We start from the raw sequence: 16,291 nt of genomic DNA, 5'->3' as shown, positions 1-16,291 counted from the left end.
TTTTGATTTTTTAATAGCTTTAGGATAAAATAGAAGCAATGAGAAAAAGAATAAAACCGATTATTGTGGTAATTTTCTTTGGTTTAATAATTTTATTTTTGGTCAAGTCAAAACTGACAATTGAAGCACAAAACAATGCGACATTAGAAATGGCTAAAAATAACATCCCCAAAGTAACCCAAGCCATAATACCTACAGTCGAAACGACTGAGGAAGAGCCGTTTGTGCTTAATCCGATTATTGATCTTTCTGGTTGGCAGCTTCCTAGTGATATAGATTACGATACCTTGTCACTAAATATTTCAGGAGCTATTGTTCGTGTTTTTGGGGGATCCCAAATCACCAAAAAAAATAATGCTGCGTATACAACTGGGATTGATAAATCGTTTAAAACACATATTGAGGAACTTCAAAAAAGAGATGTTCCTGTAGCCGTTTACGCCTATGCACTTGGTAAAAATGTTAAAGATATGAAAGAAGAAGCTAGACTATTTTATGAGAATGCTTCGCCTTACAATCCAACCTTTTATTGGATTGATGTTGAAGAAAAAACCATGTCTGACATGAATAAAGGTGTTGAGGCTTTTCGTCAAGAACTTAAAAAATTAGGTGCCAAAAATGTCGGTATCTATATTGGAACCTATTTTTTAGAAGAACATGATATTTCTACCAGTAAATTTGATGCTGTTTGGATTCCAACTTATGGGACTGATTCAGGATATTATGAAGCTGCTCCTGATACTTCCATTGATTATGACTTGCATCAATACACTTCAAGAGGCTATATTAACGGTTTTCCTAATACTCTTGATCTTAACCAAATTTCTGTTCTCAAAGATCGAAAAGCTACCTTTGAGAAATTATTTGGCAAAATCAAAGAATAATAATGAAGCGTGTTTTACAGAGCAATCAACTTGACAAATATCTTTCAAACATTTTATAATAGGTATAATTAAATAATAAACACAAGGGAGTGCTTTTGCTGAGATCGTTTTGCGAAATCCTGAGAACCTGATCTAGTTAAGACTAGCGTAGGAATTGTGATACCTAATGACAATGTTTCAAGACTCCTTTGTATTATCAAAGGAGTCTTTTTATGTCAAAATTAAAATTATCCGTTCTCACTGAAGTTGCTATCATGGCTGCTCTTGCTATTATTTTAGATAAAATTGTGCTTTTTCATATGCCTCAAGGAGGAAGTGTTTCTTTAACCATGCTCCCTATCTTTATTTTGGCTTATAGAAGAGGTTTAGCTGCTGCGCTTACTGGTGGCCTTTTGGTTGGTTTCATCCAATTATTCTTTGGTGGTTACTACCTAAGCGTTCCTCAAGTGCTTCTTGATTATATTCTTTCATATGGTGCTGTTGGTCTAGCAGGTATCTTTTACAATCAATTTAAGGCCTCAAAAAATAACCAAATGCTCTTTTTAAGTTTAGGAATTCTTGTTGGTAGCTTGGGAAGATTGTTTTCAAACTTTCTTGCTGGAATCGTCTTTTGGAGTGATTATGCTCCTAAAGGAACACCGGTTTGGATATACTCATTAACTTATAACGCTAGCTATCTTGTTCCTTCAGCAATCATTGCCTTGATTTTATTAGTTATTCTTCTTAAAGTGAAGCCAACATTTTTTAAAGCCAACTAAAAGCCAAAAATAGGCTTCAATAATTGTTATAAAATGGTATAATATTATATTATACTGTTTTTTTTATGGAGGAAATCATGATTTCTTGGTTAACAAGACTACTAAAGGGGATTGTTATCGCTCTTGGTTTTATTTTGCCTGGTGTTTCTGGAGGTGTACTAGCTTCCATCTTAGGATTGTATGAACGCATCATCTCCTTTTTGGCTCACATTCGCCAAGACTTTATCAAAAACCTCTTATTTTTTGTGCCCGTTGGTATTGGTGGCATTCTAGGTATCGCTCTTTTTTCTGCACCACTTGAATATCTTTTAGAACACCATCAAGTTGTTGTATTATGGGCTTTTTCTGGAGCCATTGTTGGCACTCTCCCTAGTCTTTTCAAAGAGTCTGTTACTGGTAAAAAAAGAGATGGTGTAGACCTCACTATTTTAGTAGGAACTTTCATTATTTCTGGTCTCATATTGTACTTTTTAAATGATTTGATTGGTGTAATCCCTGCTAATTTCACAACCTTCATTCTAGCGGGTGCATTGATTGCGTTGGGTGTCTTGGTTCCTGGATTAAGCCCCTCAAATCTATTACTAATTATGGGACTTTACGCGCCAATGTTAACTGGTTTTAAAAATCTTGACCTAGTTGGTGTTTTTCTACCGATAGCTATTGGTGGTGCTATCACCATGTTGTCATTTTCAAAACTCATGGACTATGCTTTAAATCATTACCACTCACGTGTCTATCATTTTATCATTGGGCTCGTACTATCTAGTACTCTTTTAATCGTTATTCCAAATGCCAAAAACAGTGAAAGCATTTCATACAGTAGTGTTACTGTTTGGACATTACTATTAACCATCCTCTTTTTCATAGGTGGTATAGTACTAGGTTTTTGGATGAGTCAACTTGAGGAAAAATATAAATGAGTAAGAAAACCAAACCTAAAAAAACACTAGTCAATCAAATTCTTGACAAGGCAAACATTTCATACGAAGATGTTTTTATTACACTTAAAGAAGGCAAACCAACGAGCCAAACCAACCATTCAGAATTAATTTTCAAAACCTTAGCCCTCTCAGGTGATAAAACTGGTCCTATTATTGGAATTATTCCCGTTCAAAAACATTTGTCTGAAAAAAAATTAGCAAAAATTTCTGGCAATAAAAAAGTAAAAATGATTCCACAAAAGGCTTTGCAAGCAACAACCGGTTATGTTCATGGGGCTAATAATCCTGTAGGCATTAGACAAAGACACGACTACCCCATCTATATTGATCAACTTGCCCTCTCTTATGGTGAAATGATTGTATCTGCAGGGGAAATCGGGCACTCTATCAAAATCAATAGTCAACAATTAGCTGATTTTGTTGATGCTAAGTTTGCCGATTTGATAGAGTAAAAAAGAAATAAGATTAATTAACAATAAGACAAGAAGGAGCCCTATGAAATTATATTTTATTCGACATGGTAAAACTTACTCAAACCTCGAAGGACGTTTTCAAGGTAGTACGATGGATTCTGAACTGCTTCCTGAAGCTTATGACGACCTTAACCTTTTAGGACAAGAACTTCGTCACATTAAATTTGATGAGGTTTATTCCAGTGATTTACCTAGAGCTATTAAAAGTACTGAAGTTATTTTAGAAAACAATGACTACCTTCACTCCTTTCAAACAAAAGAAAAACTTCGTGAATGGTATCTTGGGAGCCTTGAAGGGAAAAAAATTAGTATAGCTAAGGCTATTTATCCTAAGCAAATTAAAGCTTTTTATCATAACTTAGCGCAATTTTCTCCTTCTGTTTTTGACGCAGAAACGCTTTATCAAGTCACCCATCGTATTATTGATGTTATTCAATCACTTGATAAGAACCATGACAATGTTCTGATTGTTGGTCATGGAGCTAGTCTTAGTGCAACTATTCATTGCTTACTAGGTTATGAACCAAGCGAATTTAAAAAATTAGGCCATTTAGACAATGCTAGTCTCACCATTTTAGAAACAACCAACCTAAAAGATTATCAGTTGATTGAGTGGAACAACACAAATCATCTTGAAATGATTGAAGAAACACTTGTCACACCAAATTAAAAAGAAACAGAAAAAAATTTTTTCTGTTTCTTTTTTAGTGACTATATTTCATCCTAAGAAATTGTTCTTGTTTTTTATCTAAGCGAAGTAGGATAACAACCTTATCAATGCTCATATTACTTTCAAGTAAACGCTCAGCCGCCATCATTAAACCATTATTGATCCCCATCTGCAAGATAGGATTACTCTTTTCATTGGTGTCAAAAATAAACTTATTATCAGGTAGGTCAAATAATACTTTAACGGCACCAAAAAGTTGTTCAAAATTATCAATTTCAAGGTCAAAAACTGGTTTAGTCCCTGGTTTTAAACTTCTTCCTCTGTGATTAAACCACATTGAGTGCCAACCACTTTTATGAGCACCGACAATATCATTATCATAAGAATCACCAACATATAAAGTTGTACTTGGGTTCATATCAAATTGTTGAGCAGCAAGATTAAAAATTTCTTTTTCTGGCTTTTGAAAACCAGTGGCCTGACTAACAATTACTCTTTTAGGATCAATGTACTCATAAAGGCCCAATTTTTTAACTTTTTTCAGTTGATGTTCTGTTGGACCATTGGTAATAATACCCATAGGAACGTTTTTTGACTTTAAAAACTCTAGCGTCATTCTCATCTCATCAAGCATGGTAATATTTGCCAATTCATGCTCGTAAACCTCTTGAAAATGAATCCCCATTTCTTCATCAATTTCTGGATGACCAAATTCCATTAACGTCTCTTTACAACGCCAAAAACGAAAATATTCCGTTGTCCACTCTCCCGCGATAACTTTTGGAAAGCCTGTGTCAGAATAATGACGAAAACGGATATAAGCCTCTTTGATATGACTCATATCAAACTCTGGGAAACATTTTTCAACAGCTAATTGATAGGGACGTCTTTGATCATATATTGTATCATCAACGTCAAAAACAATTGAAGTTATCATAATTACTCCTAAGAAGTTAGTATCTTATAGATTATACCGCTTTTTTAAATAAATTTCAAACATACTTTGAGAATTGGGACGCCTATTCTAGTCTCTTTTATGTTATAATAGGATGGAATAATTATTGGAGGAAGAAGATGTCTAACCCATACAATGAAGAATTAAATGATCAACAAATTATTAGACGTGAGAAAATGTCTGCCTTAGCTGAACAAGGAATTGATCCTTTTGGTAAACGTTTTGAACGTACAGCTAATTCACTAGAATTAAAAGAAAAGTATGCTAATAAAACCAAAGAAGACTTACATGACCTTGGAGAAACAGCCATCATAGCAGGACGCTTAATGACAAAACGTGGCAAAGGAAAAGTTGGCTTTGCCCATATTCAAGATAGAGATGGCCAAATTCAAATCTATGTTCGTAAAGATTCTGTTGGTGATGAAAATTATGAGATTTTCAAAAAAGCTGACCTAGGTGACTTCCTAGGTGTTGAAGGTGAAATCATGCGAACAGATATGGGAGAGCTTTCTATTAAAGCAACAAAGCTAACTCATCTCTCAAAATCCCTACGTCCACTACCCGAAAAATTCCACGGTTTAACAGATATTGAAACTATCTACCGTAAACGCTATTTAGATTTAATTTCCAATCGTGAGAGCTTTGAGCGTTTTGTGACACGTTCTAAAATTATTTCAGAAATTAGACGTTATCTTGATGGTCTTGACTTTTTAGAAGTTGAAACACCTGTTCTCCACAATGAAGCTGGTGGGGCAGCTGCAAGACCATTTATTACCCATCATAATGCTCAAAACATTGACATGGTGCTTCGTATTGCAACGGAACTTCACTTAAAACGTCTTATCGTTGGTGGTATGGAACGTGTTTATGAGATTGGTCGTATTTTTAGAAATGAAGGGATGGATGCGACACACAATCCCGAATTCACTTCTATTGAAGTTTACGAAGCCTATGCTGATTATAAAGATATCATGACCCTTACTGAAGGCATCATCCAACATGCTGCGAAGGCTGTTAAAGGAGATGGGCCAATCGATTATCAAGGAACAAAAATCAATATCCACGAGCCTTTCAAACGTCTTCATATGGTTGATGCGATTAAAGAGGTTACAGGTATTGATTTCTGGCAAGAAATGACCTTTGAAGAAGCTGTTTCTCTTGCCAAAGAAAAACAAGTACCACTTGAGAAACATTTCACCAGTGTTGGTCACGTGATTAATGCTTTCTTTGAAACATTTGTTGAAGAAACACTGATGCAACCAACCTTTATCTATGGTCATCCTGTTGAAGTATCACCACTTGCTAAAAAGAACCCCGAAGATTCTCGTTTCACTGATCGTTTCGAACTCTTTATCGTGACTAAAGAATATGCTAATGCCTTCACCGAATTAAATGATCCGATTGATCAATTAGCTCGCTTTGAAGCACAAGCGAAAGCCAAAGAACTTGGTGATGATGAAGCAACAGGTATTGACTATGATTTTGTTGAAGCACTTGAATATGGTATGCCACCAACAGGTGGACTTGGAATTGGAATTGACCGTTTGGTCATGTTGTTGACAGATACAACTACTATTCGTGATGTGCTTCTTTTCCCAACAATGAAATAAGAAAAAGTTTAGAGGATGATATCATCCTCTAAACTTTTTTAATTTGATATTGACTTCTTTTTAAAAATTGCTATAATTTTAGTTAACTATTATAAATTTTAGGTTAACTAAAGAGGTATTTATGAGACATTCAAAAACATTTTCACTCACTTTAACAGCTATTGCTGCTGCTTTAATTGCGATTTTAGCACAAATCACCATTCCTTTTGGTAGTGTTCCTTTCAGTCTTCAAACGCTCGCTATTGGTTTAGTGGCTACTCTATTAAAACCCAAAGAAGCTACCACTGCAACATTATTATATCTTATTTTAGGAGCAATTGGGCTTCCAGTTTTTGCTGGTGGGACAGCTGGCTTTCAGGTCTTAGTTGGGCCAACCGGTGGTTTTTTGTGGGGAATGCTTGGATTTGCTTTTATCACGTCACTACTAACTAACACAAAGTCTTCTCTTCCCAAAGTACTGTTAGCCAATATTCTAGGTGATTTAATCGTTTTTATTTTTGGTCTCTTAGGCTTGATGTTTCTTTTAAAACTCAATCTTTCAGATGCACTAAAAGCAGGTCTTGTTCCTTTTATTCTGCCAGAAATTTTAAAACTAGTTCTTGTGACTCTTATTTCAAAACCACTATTTAATCTTCTAAAAAGTCAAAGTTATTACAACTAAATTCTATTTTTTAAAGGCTCGTAAAAGGACTTCAAATTCTTCATTTGTGAGAGTAATGCCCTTTCCCATTTTGGTGTGGTCTTCATTCCATGAACGAATATCATACTTTGGTGTTGCACCATTGTAGCTGACTCTATTTAATTCCTTTTTCCAACCCTTTTCATTTTCTGATAAAACGAGTAGGTGTTCTACTATTTCAAAGCTAAATTCTGACATATTAAATCCTCCTAATGGCCTATTCGAAATTAATGTTCATAAAAACAGACTTATCATTATAATATGATTTTGTAACCTATTTTTATTGTAATTGCTATTTTATTTAACCATAAAATATTGTATAATCATTGTATCAATTTAAACGAGAAAATACTATGATAAAGATATTTAAACCAATAATAGAGGCTTTTAAAGACTTTATTGACCCTAAAGAAAAACCTTCCCTAGAAGATATCACAAAAAAACAACTGCTTGATGTTATTAAGCAGGCTCTTGATAATGACTCTTCTGTCCATGTGATTTACCAAGATAAGAGTTTTACAGGGGATATTGTCCGTTTTGAAGAGAATAGTGAAAAACTCATTTTGAAGAATTTTCAACGTAATTTATCAGCTATCATTGCGATTAGCGATATTCATAAAATCTCTATTGTACCACCCTCTATAAAAGCCTCACAAAATCAATTAAAAGATTATTAAAAAGGTTCACTAATTAGTGAACCTTTTTATATTCTAACAGTTTGACTGCTGCCATCTTCCTTGTAGAGATTAATTAATCCTTCTTTACAACTTCTAATCATATCACCAGGTTTGACAGCTTCTGGAACCTTTATTGATAGTAACTCCATAGGATTTGGAGCACGATCAATTTTGGTTCCTTCTTCATCTCGTAAGTCAGTAATGGTTGTTTCAAAATGACGAAAACCTGGTCCATAAAACTCAACAATATCCCCTTCATTGATGACATTTCTTTGGCGAATGGTAGCTCTCATTGTTTCTTGATCAAAAGCCATCACTTCGCCAACAAACTTGTATTGAGGAATTTTACGACGTGCACCAAATAGTTGTTCATTTTCAGTTGGAGTACCATAATAAAAGCCAGTTGATAATTCCCTTTGTGCGACTTTCCATAACTCATCAATTAAGTCTTGTTTGATTGCTTCAAACTTAGCAGGGCTCTCCATATAAGCATCAACAGCTGCCTTATAACAATTAGCGACGGTAGAGACATAATGAATCGATTTCATTCTCCCTTCGATTTTGAGACTATCAACACCATTTTCAATAAAATCTGGAATATGATCAATCATTGACATATCAACAGCACTCATTGAAAATGGCTCCACCACTTCGCCTTTTAAACTTTTACGTTCTTGACCAAAAGGCATATCATAGAGGTCATATTTCCAACGACAAGATTGTGAACAGCCACCACGATTGGCATCTCGGTGACTCATGTGGTTTGATAGGGTACAGCGACCAGAGTATGACACACACATCGCACCATGAACAAAGGCTTCAATTTCAACGTCAGTACGTTCTCTAATTTTAGCCAACTCTGCCATTGATACCTCACGGGCTAAAACTACACGAGTCAACCCATAATCTTTCCAAAACTTGAAAGTTTCAACATTGGTTGCTGAAGCTTGAGTTGATAAGTGGATTTCTAAACCTGGAGCTTCCATGGCACAAATTTCAATCAAGGTAGGATCAGAAACAATAACCGCAGCAATGCCAATATCTCTCAATTGACGAAACCACTCTCCTGCACCTTCTTCATTGCCTTCATGAGTAACCATATTAGCTGCAACATAAACTTTTGCCCCATATTTTTTAGCAAAAGCAACACCTTCCGCCATTTCTTCGATGGTAAAATTACCGGCTCTACTTCTTAAACCATAGGCTTGACCACCGATAAAGACGGCATCTGCCCCATAATGGATAGCAACCTTTAATTTTTCAAGAGTCCCAGCTGGAGCTAAGACTTCGGGACGTTTTTTTTCTACTCCTGTCATTTTTTTCCTCACTCAAAACAAATTATTTTACAAGATTAGGATCAAAATCATAAAATCCTGTGTCTAGTTGACGATTTTTAGGATGATGTTCTCTTATCTTTTCATCCAATAAAAGAGCTTGCGCTTGATCAAATTGATCAGATGAGATTAAATCTCTAGCTTTAACGAAATAGTTAACAATCTCTGAAAAAGATTTTTCTGGTGTGTAAATACCGTCTAGTTTCCAGTGTGTTAAATCATGTGCGATTAGCTCATTTAATTTGGTCATAAGATTTATATCATTATTAGCAAAAACATGTGTGCCATGATTATCCTCATAGATAGAGTAGTGAGAATTAGGATCACTTGGTTCTGCTAAAAACAAATCGCGTGCCTTGCCTTTTTCATCATCAATTTTCGTGAAATTATAATAATTTTGTAATAAGGGACGCTTGGAATGATGAATAACACTAGCACCATAGACTAAAACTTCTGCTGGTATCTCTAAATTATCGGCGATTTTAAAAAGTTCCTCGGAAGGAATTTCTCTCGCTAAAACTGCTTCTGAAACTTTTCCGACTTTACCCCAAAAATTGATTTGTCGACTAGAGGTAACCATGGTTGAAGCATCATAGATCATTTTAAATGGTCTTTTTTCTTGATTAACAAGATAGATAACACCTGTATCACCCACTGTGATATAGTCTGTTTTAATCTCCTCTAGAAAATCAAGATAGGTAGGTAAATGATCAATCATGTCTTGGTGCATCAAGGCGTTAACAGCAACGGTTAGTTCTTTTCCTTTTTGGTGAACAAGAGTTGCTATTTCTTTTATCTCATCGAGTTCAAAAGTATTGGCTAAGCGTAAGCCATAATTTTTTTCGCCAATATAAATACGATCAACACCCAAGTCTAAAAAATAGTTAACTTGTTCAATACTTTCAGCGGTAGCTGTTACAATAATTCTATTCATACCTAATATTTTATCAAAAATCGCTAAAAATGGGCCTTTTTTATAGAATGTAACAAAATTGTAACAAAAACTTTACTTTTTTATGATACTATAATAAGGTACTTAAAGGAGATGCCTATGCCAGTGCCATTAAATAGGCAGAATAGTTATGAAGAAGATAAAGAATTTTATCCCAATTCTGCCCCCAAATATAGTGATTATAAAATTATAAATACTAAAAAAAGAAAATTTAGAGAACTTGTTTTTTTCTTAAAAGTAGCCTTTTTTTGTCTTACAACTGTTGCGTTAACATTTGTACTTCTTTCAGTGAACCTTCAACCACTCTTTGCTTTTCCAATTGCTTTTGTTAGTAGTTTGGCGATAATTAATCTTATCCCTCATTTAATTGAATTATTTAACACTTAACTTTCTTTTATGGTAGATAGAGGAAAGTTTTTATATTTTATAACCTAATATCAAAATCCCCGTCTAGTAGTAGGCGGGGATTTTAATAATTTTAATTACAATTACTAGTCTTTGGTGATATCATCAATTTTTTCTTCGACAGCTTCTTTGACATCACTTGTTGTTTCTTCAACATTTTCTTTGACATCAGATGCTTTTTCTTCAATATCATCTTTAACGTCACTAGCTGTCTCTTTCACGTCTTCGACAACTTGATCATAATCAATAATAATATCTTCTTCTTCTAACTCATCACCAACAGTTTTGTCATCTGTCAACTGAATATCTTTAATCGTTTCTTTGATAGATGAAAAACCTTCTTTTGCTGTTTCTTTGATATTTTTAGCAATATCTTCAGGTGTGATTTCTCCTGATTCTAATTTTTCTTTGTATTCTTTAAAGGTATCAACAGCAAAATCTTTATATTCTTTTGTTTTTTCTTTAGCTAGTTCTTGGTAAATTTCAGGATCTTCCTTAAATTTTTCAACGGCATCTGTTACTTTATCTTTAACTTTTTTTCCTTCTTTAGTGGTTAAAAAGTAAGCTGCAGCGGCCCCTGAAATAGCACCAATAATTGCTGTCTTCATAAATTTACCCATGATTGTTCTCCTTATTTTTTAAATATTTTTTTTGCAATTTTTGCAACCGTATAAGCCTTGCTCATATGACTAACATTTGATGAGGTGTCAGTTGCTTTTTGCCCCAATGTTCTGGCTTGAGTATTTAAATCGGAAACACTTTCCGATAATTCTGCTACTGCACTAAACAAAGGATCAATGGTTGCTACTTTTCCATTGACATCTTCGACTAAAACATTAGCTTTTGCCAGTAAGTCATTCGTTTGTTTCAAAGTGACGTTAACGTCACCGGTTAATAGTGTGATTGTTTTTTTGCTTTCTTCAACCGTTTCTGAAACATTTTTTATCAATTTAACGGCAAAGAACACCAAAACAACAAATGCAATCGCGATGATTAACAAAGATAGTCCAACTAAATCCATATATTTCTCCTATATCCCTATTTTGATAACTGACTACTCGTTGGTTCAAAATAAAATGGTAACTCTTTTTTTGAACGTCTTAGAACAATCATGACAATTCCTACTAGTACCAAGACAGCTGACAACCATTGTGATACTCTTAAGCCAGCGAGCATTAAACTATCAGTTCTCATACCTTCTATAACGAAGCGACCAATACCATACCAAATGAGGTAAAAGAATGTAGCTTCTCCCTCTTTTAGCAATTTTGGTATCCTTCTTAGAATCATGATGATGATGAATCCAATCAAATTCCAGACAGATTCGTATAGAAAGGTTGGTACTCGGTAACTACCTTCAATGAACATTTGGTTTTTAATAAAATCTGGAAGATAATCTAAATTAGAAACCACTTTCCCGTAAGCTTCTTGGTTAACAAAATTACCCCAACGACCAATACTTTGAGCAATCAGGACCCCTGGAACAGCGATATCTAAAAAGTCAAAGGCATTAATCATACGATAGTATGAAAAAGCCAGTAATACCAAGGCCCCAGTGATTAACCCACCATAAATGGCAATCCCACCATTCCAGATGGCAAAGATTTCTAAAGGGTGTTTGGCATAATAGGACCACTCAAAAATAACGTAGTAAAGCCTAGCTCCAACAATGGCCAAAGGAAAAGCAATTAGGATAAAATCTAAAACATCATCTGGCTTAATGCGTTTTTTAGGGGCTTCTTTCATCGCTAAGTAGACCGCTAAAATCAAACCTGAAACAATAAAAATAGCATACCAGCGTAGGCTAATTGGACCTAACTCAATAGCTACTGGATTAATCATCTGATACTCCGTTCTTCTTAATTAATTCTGTTAGTCGTTTCTCAAAACTCTTTGTGGCATCAAACCCCATTTGTCTTGCCCGATAATTCATGGCAGCTGCTTCAATAACAACTGACACGTTTCGTCCGGTCTTAACAGGAATTCTTATTCTAGGGATTTTAACACCAGATAATTCAATTTCTTCTTGACCATTACCTAAACGATCAAACTCCTTACAAGCTTCATAATTTTCTAAATAGATAGCTAATTGGACTTGAGAGGAAGATTTGACAGCACTTGCACCGTATAAACTCATCACATCAATAATTCCTACACCACGTATTTCAAGAAGGTGACGCAAGATTTCTGCTGGTTCTCCCCATAACGATTCTTCATCTTTGGCAAAAACATCAACACGGTCATCAGCAACCAAACGATGGCCTCTTTTAACCAGTTCTAAACCTGTCTCACTCTTACCGATACCACTATCGCCTTGAATGAGAACGCCCATTCCGTATATATCCATTAACACACCATGAATACTAGTTCTCTCAGCAAGGCATGAATCTAAGTACCAGGAAATTTCTCCTGATAAACGACTCGTTGGCACACGACTTTGTAAGAGTGCAACCCCATTTTCTTTGGCAGTTTGATGAAGTTCCTCCGGAATCTCTAGGCCACGTGAAACAATAATGGCTGGTGTTTCTGGTTTTAACATCATCCTTAACACAGAATAACGGTTATGAGATGTCATTGCCATTAAATAAGACCATTCCTTCATCCCTAATAATTGAACACGTTCTGAGGTATAATAATCAAAATAACCAGTCATCTCTAAACCAGGACGGGAAATATCTGACGTAGTAATTTCCTTATTTAAAAGCAAATCATTGCCATAAATGACGTTGAGCTTTATCTTTTCTGCTAACATCTTTACTGTAACTTTCATTTTTTCTCCTTTTATTCATTTTATCATACTTTGGAGAAAATGATAAGTTTGGATGCCTACTAATAAAAAGGAAGTTTTGAACGCATCAGTCACTTTTTACTGGGTATAAGTAGCTCTGAAAAATACCTAAATAAAGCCATATTTTATCTAACTAATATTTAGATGATTTACCAAAACCAATCTTCTTTTTCATCAAGAGGCTCAGCATCTTTTCTCTTACGAGGCCCTTTATGATAAGCTTTATGTGTTTCATCTTCTTTGTAAGGTAGGACAAGTGCCAAAATGAAATAGACTAATAGGGCACCTCTAGCATATAAAAAAATGATAAGAAAGAGAAATCTTAAAAATCCTAAATCTATCGAAAACTTATCTGATATTCCAGAAAGAACACCGGCAAGCCAACTATTCTCTCTTTTTTTGTACCATTTTGTCATCATAATCTCTCCCTTTTTGCTAAATTATTGCTACTATCACCAATAGAAATGATTATCTTTAGGATACTATTTTAGTATAAACTTTATTGTTAAAATAAGCATCCGTCTTACGAATGATTTTTTAAGATTAGAGTGCCTTGACACTTGCCACATCGATACCTATCAGGATTTATACGACGATGACGAGGGTATAAAAAATCACAATTTTGACAAATATAATAATATCTTATTACTTGTTTTTTACGTGGAACATATCTAATGCCATCAACTTTTTTAAGTAACTCTTTAAACTCTTTATCGCGGTGACGATAACCTTTTTTCTCAAAAAAGAGATGATAGTGACATAATTCATGCCGAACAATTTTTCGAAACAAGGCTGGACCATATTCCTGATAGATTTTTAAACTAAAATCTAAGTGGCCATCTTTTGGGAAAAAGCGACCACCTGTTGTTATTAAGCGAGTATTCCAAAGGGCTTTGTGTTTAAATGGTTTTTTGAAATCATCAAGAGAGACTCTTTTAACATATTCAGTGAGATCCATCTAATTCTACCAAGGAAAGATTAACTTTTCCTCGTTCCTCATCAATTTTTGAAACCCATACAGTAACAATATCACCGACAGAGACCACTTGACTAGGATGCTTAATAAACTGACGGCTCATCTGAGAAATATGGATTAAGCCATCTTCATGAATACCAATATCCACAAATGCGCCAAAATCGACTACATTTCTGATGGTTCCTTCAAGTTTTTGACCAATTTTAAGATCTTTTAAGTCTAAAACATCCTGACGAAGTGTCGGTGCTTCAAAATCATCACGTAAATCTCTACCTGGTTTTAAAAGGTCTTGGACAATATCTTTTAAGGTTACCTCTCCGATAGCAATTTTTTGGGCCACTTCTTGATAATTAAGTGCCTTTAGTTTCATTTGTGCTTCTTGATTAAGCTCATCAATTTCTAACAAAGCAAATAAACGCTCAACGGCAGGATAACTTTCTGGATGAACACCTGTATTATCCAAGATGTTTGGACTATTTGGAATACGTAAAAACCCTGCTGCCTGTTCAAACGCCTTTTCTCCCAAACGAGGTACTTTTTTAATGTCAAATCGAGAAGTAAGGGCACCATTTTCTTCACGGTATTTAACAAGATTTTCTGAAATAGTTTTATTAAAACCAGAAACATAAGACAAGAGGGCTGGACTTGCGGTATTAACATTAACACCTACTTGGTTAACCACAGTTTCAACTGTGAAATCAAGGTTTTCTGATAATTTCTTTTGGCTCACATCATGTTGGTATTGACCCACACCAATTGATTTAGGATCAATTTTAACCAATTCTGCTAGAGGGTCTTGGAGACGTCTGGCAATAGATATGGCTGAACGTTTTTCAACTGGTAAATCAGGAAACTCATGTCTTGCTAACTCACTTGCTGAGTAAACAGAAGCGCCACTTTCATTGACAATCACATACGAAACCTGAGGATAATCTTTTAAAACTTCAGCAACAAAGGTTTCACTTTCTCGACTAGCTGTTCCATTTCCGATAGCAATCAGCTCAATACCATAGTTTTCAATTAATTGTCTCAAAACAACCTTGGCATCTTCAATTTGTTTTTGACTGGCTGGTTTTACTGGGTAAATGACCTGAGTCAAAATTAATTTGCCTGTTTGATCAACTAAGGCTAATTTAGCACCAGTTCGAAAGGCTGGGTCAAACCCTAGCACTATTTTTCCCTTCAATGGCGCAATTAAAAGAAGATTGCGCAAGTTTTCTGAAAAGAGTGAGATTGCGCCATCTTCTGCTTTTTCAGTCAATTCTGAACGAATTCGACGCTCCATAGCAGGAATAATTTTCTTTTTAAGGGCCTGCTGAATACTATGTTTAATATAATCGCTTTGTTGTTTAAAACGGTATTCAAAAAAGCGTGTCATCTTATCCAAGTTATGTTCAAAAGAAACTTTTAAAACACCTAATTTCTCACCACGATTCAATGCTAACACACGATAGCCTTGCAAATCTTTAACTTTTTCTGAAAAGTCATAGTAGATTTGAAAGATTTTCTTTTCGTCTGCCGTCTCATCTTTTAAGTTTGACGTTAAAGTACTGTATTGCCAGATTTCGTTATAGGTCCATGAGCGCAATTTAAGATCTTCTGATATAAATTCGATTAAAATATCAGTAGCGCCAGCTAAAGCCTTGTCAACTGTATCAAAGGTTTCATTGAGGAAATTCTTGGCCTTTTCTTCTAGGTTCGCATCATTTTGCAAGATAAGACGTGTTAAATCAGATAAACCATTTTCACGCGCAATCGTTGCTTTGGTACGACGTTTTTCCTTATAAGGCAGATAAAGTTCCTCAACATCTGCTAATTTTTCAGCCTCAGTAATGGCTTTTTCAAGCTCAGAAGTCAACTTCCCTTGTTCAGCAATTTTAGCAAGAACGGTTTCTTTTCTCTCTGAAAGAGCAGTCAGTTGCTTGTCTCGATCGATAATCGCTTTGATGTCAACTTCATCAAGATTACCAGTCATTTCCTTACGATAACGCGCAATAAAAGGGATGGTGTTTCCTTCTGTCGTTAACTGTAAAACGGTTGTTATTTGTGTTTGTTTGATGCCCAATTCTTGAGCGATAATTTGACTATTTTCCATACCCTATATTATATCATCTTTACTAATGAATGGATATTATTTACTATTTTTCTGACGTTTTAAAAGCAATGCTCTTTCCCTCAAGAAGCGTTTT

The 16,291-nt window shown here is 34.9% G+C and carries 20 protein-coding genes and 1 riboswitch; of the genes, 9 read left to right on the top strand and 11 right to left on the bottom strand.

What is annotated here, in order from left to right; genetic code table 11:
- Positions 1 to 38 precede the first annotated feature (38 nt).
- From JHK62_RS00685 to JHK62_RS00665, 5 genes are all read left to right on the top strand, one after another.
- The gene (locus JHK62_RS00685) at positions 39 to 884 is read left to right on the top strand and encodes a glycoside hydrolase family 25 protein (protein ID WP_199574765.1); all 846 of its coding nucleotides are present in this window, start codon (positions 39 to 41) and stop codon (positions 882 to 884) included.
- A 75-nt stretch (positions 885 to 959) separates the two neighbouring features.
- A riboswitch (TPP riboswitch) is annotated at positions 960 to 1,055 on the top strand.
- 41 nt (positions 1,056 to 1,096) lie between these two features.
- Positions 1,097 to 1,642, top strand: a complete 546-nt coding sequence (gene thiT, locus JHK62_RS00680) for an energy-coupled thiamine transporter ThiT (protein ID WP_199574764.1) — start codon at positions 1,097 to 1,099, stop codon at positions 1,640 to 1,642.
- Positions 1,643 to 1,719: 77 nt separating this feature from the next.
- The gene (locus JHK62_RS00675; RefSeq protein WP_199574763.1) at positions 1,720 to 2,562 is read left to right on the top strand and encodes a DUF368 domain-containing protein; all 843 of its coding nucleotides are present in this window, start codon (positions 1,720 to 1,722) and stop codon (positions 2,560 to 2,562) included.
- Complete coding sequence (locus JHK62_RS00670; RefSeq protein WP_199574762.1) at positions 2,559 to 3,035, top strand: aminoacyl-tRNA deacylase; 477 nt, start codon at positions 2,559 to 2,561, stop codon at positions 3,033 to 3,035. The genes JHK62_RS00675 and JHK62_RS00670 overlap by 4 nt, the downstream gene beginning before the upstream one ends.
- A 43-nt stretch (positions 3,036 to 3,078) precedes the next feature.
- Positions 3,079 to 3,726, top strand: coding sequence for a histidine phosphatase family protein (locus JHK62_RS00665; RefSeq protein WP_199574761.1), 648 nt, complete (start codon positions 3,079 to 3,081; stop codon positions 3,724 to 3,726).
- Between the two features lie 34 nt (positions 3,727 to 3,760).
- Here JHK62_RS00665 and JHK62_RS00660 read toward each other — a convergent pair whose 3' ends face one another.
- Positions 3,761 to 4,663, bottom strand: coding sequence for an HAD family hydrolase (locus JHK62_RS00660; RefSeq protein ID WP_199574760.1), 903 nt, complete (start codon positions 4,661 to 4,663; stop codon positions 3,761 to 3,763).
- A 137-nt stretch (positions 4,664 to 4,800) separates the two neighbouring features.
- Between JHK62_RS00660 and lysS the strand changes: the two genes are divergently transcribed.
- Both lysS and JHK62_RS00650 read left to right on the top strand, forming a co-directional pair.
- Positions 4,801 to 6,291, top strand: a complete 1,491-nt coding sequence (lysS, locus tag JHK62_RS00655; RefSeq protein WP_199574759.1) for a lysine--tRNA ligase — start codon at positions 4,801 to 4,803, stop codon at positions 6,289 to 6,291.
- A gap of 121 nt (positions 6,292 to 6,412) precedes the next feature.
- Complete coding sequence (locus JHK62_RS00650; RefSeq protein ID WP_199574758.1) at positions 6,413 to 6,952, top strand: biotin transporter BioY; 540 nt, start codon at positions 6,413 to 6,415, stop codon at positions 6,950 to 6,952.
- Between the two features lie 3 nt (positions 6,953 to 6,955).
- On the opposite strand, the gene JHK62_RS00645 is transcribed toward JHK62_RS00650, so the two are convergent.
- On the bottom strand, positions 6,956 to 7,168 hold the full coding sequence (locus tag JHK62_RS00645) for a YdbC family protein (protein WP_199574757.1): 213 nt from the start codon (positions 7,166 to 7,168) through the stop codon (positions 6,956 to 6,958).
- A gap of 155 nt (positions 7,169 to 7,323) precedes the next feature.
- On the opposite strand from JHK62_RS00645, the gene JHK62_RS00640 reads away from it, so the two are divergent.
- Positions 7,324 to 7,647, top strand: a complete 324-nt coding sequence (locus tag JHK62_RS00640) for a hypothetical protein (RefSeq protein ID WP_199574756.1) — start codon at positions 7,324 to 7,326, stop codon at positions 7,645 to 7,647.
- 26 nt (positions 7,648 to 7,673) lie between these two features.
- Here the strand turns inward: JHK62_RS00640 and JHK62_RS00635 are convergent, their stop codons facing one another.
- Both JHK62_RS00635 and JHK62_RS00630 read right to left on the bottom strand, forming a co-directional pair.
- A complete protein-coding gene (locus JHK62_RS00635) occupies positions 7,674 to 8,963 on the bottom strand; it encodes a peptidase U32 family protein (RefSeq protein WP_199574755.1) in 1,290 nt (429 codons plus the stop codon).
- 22 nt (positions 8,964 to 8,985) lie between these two features.
- Positions 8,986 to 9,915: a peptidase U32 family protein gene (locus JHK62_RS00630; RefSeq protein ID WP_199574754.1), complete on the bottom strand. Its 930-nt coding sequence runs from the start codon at positions 9,913 to 9,915 to the stop codon at positions 8,986 to 8,988.
- Between the two features lie 117 nt (positions 9,916 to 10,032).
- On the opposite strand from JHK62_RS00630, the gene JHK62_RS00625 reads away from it, so the two are divergent.
- Positions 10,033 to 10,320 (top strand): DUF3270 family protein, encoded by a 288-nt coding sequence (locus JHK62_RS00625; protein ID WP_199574753.1) that lies wholly within the window; start codon positions 10,033 to 10,035, stop codon positions 10,318 to 10,320.
- Positions 10,321 to 10,424: 104 nt separating this feature from the next.
- On the opposite strand, the gene JHK62_RS00620 is transcribed toward JHK62_RS00625, so the two are convergent.
- The 7 genes from JHK62_RS00620 to JHK62_RS00590 form a co-directional block, all read right to left on the bottom strand.
- Positions 10,425 to 10,958 (bottom strand): YtxH domain-containing protein, encoded by a 534-nt coding sequence (locus tag JHK62_RS00620; protein ID WP_199574752.1) that lies wholly within the window; start codon positions 10,956 to 10,958, stop codon positions 10,425 to 10,427.
- An 11-nt stretch (positions 10,959 to 10,969) separates the two neighbouring features.
- A complete protein-coding gene (locus JHK62_RS00615) occupies positions 10,970 to 11,359 on the bottom strand; it encodes a DUF948 domain-containing protein (RefSeq protein WP_199574751.1) in 390 nt (129 codons plus the stop codon).
- Positions 11,360 to 11,376: 17 nt separating this feature from the next.
- A complete protein-coding gene (lgt, locus tag JHK62_RS00610) occupies positions 11,377 to 12,180 on the bottom strand; it encodes a prolipoprotein diacylglyceryl transferase (protein ID WP_199574750.1) in 804 nt (267 codons plus the stop codon).
- Complete coding sequence (gene hprK / locus JHK62_RS00605) at positions 12,173 to 13,108, bottom strand: HPr(Ser) kinase/phosphatase (protein WP_199574749.1); 936 nt, start codon at positions 13,106 to 13,108, stop codon at positions 12,173 to 12,175. The genes lgt and hprK overlap by 8 nt, the downstream gene beginning before the upstream one ends.
- A 167-nt stretch (positions 13,109 to 13,275) precedes the next feature.
- Positions 13,276 to 13,545 (bottom strand): PspC domain-containing protein, encoded by a 270-nt coding sequence (locus JHK62_RS00600; protein ID WP_281389845.1) that lies wholly within the window; start codon positions 13,543 to 13,545, stop codon positions 13,276 to 13,278.
- A gap of 104 nt (positions 13,546 to 13,649) precedes the next feature.
- Positions 13,650 to 14,084 (bottom strand): SprT family protein, encoded by a 435-nt coding sequence (locus JHK62_RS00595; RefSeq protein ID WP_199574748.1) that lies wholly within the window; start codon positions 14,082 to 14,084, stop codon positions 13,650 to 13,652.
- On the bottom strand, positions 14,071 to 16,197 hold the full coding sequence (locus tag JHK62_RS00590) for a Tex family protein (protein WP_199574747.1): 2,127 nt from the start codon (positions 16,195 to 16,197) through the stop codon (positions 14,071 to 14,073). The genes JHK62_RS00595 and JHK62_RS00590 overlap by 14 nt, the downstream gene beginning before the upstream one ends.
- Positions 16,198 to 16,291: the final 94 nt, after the last annotated feature.

Source organism: Streptococcus pacificus (assembly GCF_016481305.1).
Lineage (GTDB): Bacteria > Bacillota > Bacilli > Lactobacillales > Streptococcaceae > Streptococcus > Streptococcus pacificus.
The sequence above is the reverse complement of the archived record's forward strand: the minus strand, read 5'-3'. Positions and strand labels throughout refer to the sequence as shown.

Bases quoted from the DNA above. Each gene is read 5' to 3' on its own strand.
- thiT (WP_199574764.1), top strand. From the start codon at position 1,097: ATGTCAAAATTAAAATTATCCGTTCTCACTGAAGTTGCTATCATGGCT.
- JHK62_RS00645 (WP_199574757.1), bottom strand. From the start codon at position 7,168: ATGTCAGAATTTAGCTTTGAAATAGTAGAACACCTACTCGTTTTATCA.
- JHK62_RS00630 (WP_199574754.1), bottom strand. From the start codon at position 9,915: ATGAATAGAATTATTGTAACAGCTACCGCTGAAAGTATTGAACAAGTT.
- JHK62_RS00615 (WP_199574751.1), bottom strand. From the start codon at position 11,359: ATGGATTTAGTTGGACTATCTTTGTTAATCATCGCGATTGCATTTGTT.
- JHK62_RS00670 (WP_199574762.1), top strand. From the start codon at position 2,559: ATGAGTAAGAAAACCAAACCTAAAAAAACACTAGTCAATCAAATTCTT.
- JHK62_RS00620 (WP_199574752.1), bottom strand. From the start codon at position 10,958: ATGGGTAAATTTATGAAGACAGCAATTATTGGTGCTATTTCAGGGGCC.
- JHK62_RS00600 (WP_281389845.1), bottom strand. From the start codon at position 13,545: ATGATGACAAAATGGTACAAAAAAAGAGAGAATAGTTGGCTTGCCGGT.
- JHK62_RS00640 (WP_199574756.1), top strand. From the start codon at position 7,324: ATGATAAAGATATTTAAACCAATAATAGAGGCTTTTAAAGACTTTATT.
- JHK62_RS00635 (WP_199574755.1), bottom strand. From the start codon at position 8,963: ATGACAGGAGTAGAAAAAAAACGTCCCGAAGTCTTAGCTCCAGCTGGG.
- hprK (WP_199574749.1), bottom strand. From the start codon at position 13,108: ATGAAAGTTACAGTAAAGATGTTAGCAGAAAAGATAAAGCTCAACGTC.
- JHK62_RS00595 (WP_199574748.1), bottom strand. From the start codon at position 14,084: ATGGATCTCACTGAATATGTTAAAAGAGTCTCTCTTGATGATTTCAAA.
- JHK62_RS00590 (WP_199574747.1), bottom strand. From the start codon at position 16,197: ATGGAAAATAGTCAAATTATCGCTCAAGAATTGGGCATCAAACAAACA.
- JHK62_RS00685 (WP_199574765.1), top strand. From the start codon at position 39: ATGAGAAAAAGAATAAAACCGATTATTGTGGTAATTTTCTTTGGTTTA.
- JHK62_RS00625 (WP_199574753.1), top strand. From the start codon at position 10,033: ATGCCAGTGCCATTAAATAGGCAGAATAGTTATGAAGAAGATAAAGAA.
- JHK62_RS00660 (WP_199574760.1), bottom strand. From the start codon at position 4,663: ATGATAACTTCAATTGTTTTTGACGTTGATGATACAATATATGATCAA.
- JHK62_RS00665 (WP_199574761.1), top strand. From the start codon at position 3,079: ATGAAATTATATTTTATTCGACATGGTAAAACTTACTCAAACCTCGAA.
- JHK62_RS00650 (WP_199574758.1), top strand. From the start codon at position 6,413: ATGAGACATTCAAAAACATTTTCACTCACTTTAACAGCTATTGCTGCT.
- JHK62_RS00675 (WP_199574763.1), top strand. From the start codon at position 1,720: ATGATTTCTTGGTTAACAAGACTACTAAAGGGGATTGTTATCGCTCTT.
- lgt (WP_199574750.1), bottom strand. From the start codon at position 12,180: ATGATTAATCCAGTAGCTATTGAGTTAGGTCCAATTAGCCTACGCTGG.
- lysS (WP_199574759.1), top strand. From the start codon at position 4,801: ATGTCTAACCCATACAATGAAGAATTAAATGATCAACAAATTATTAGA.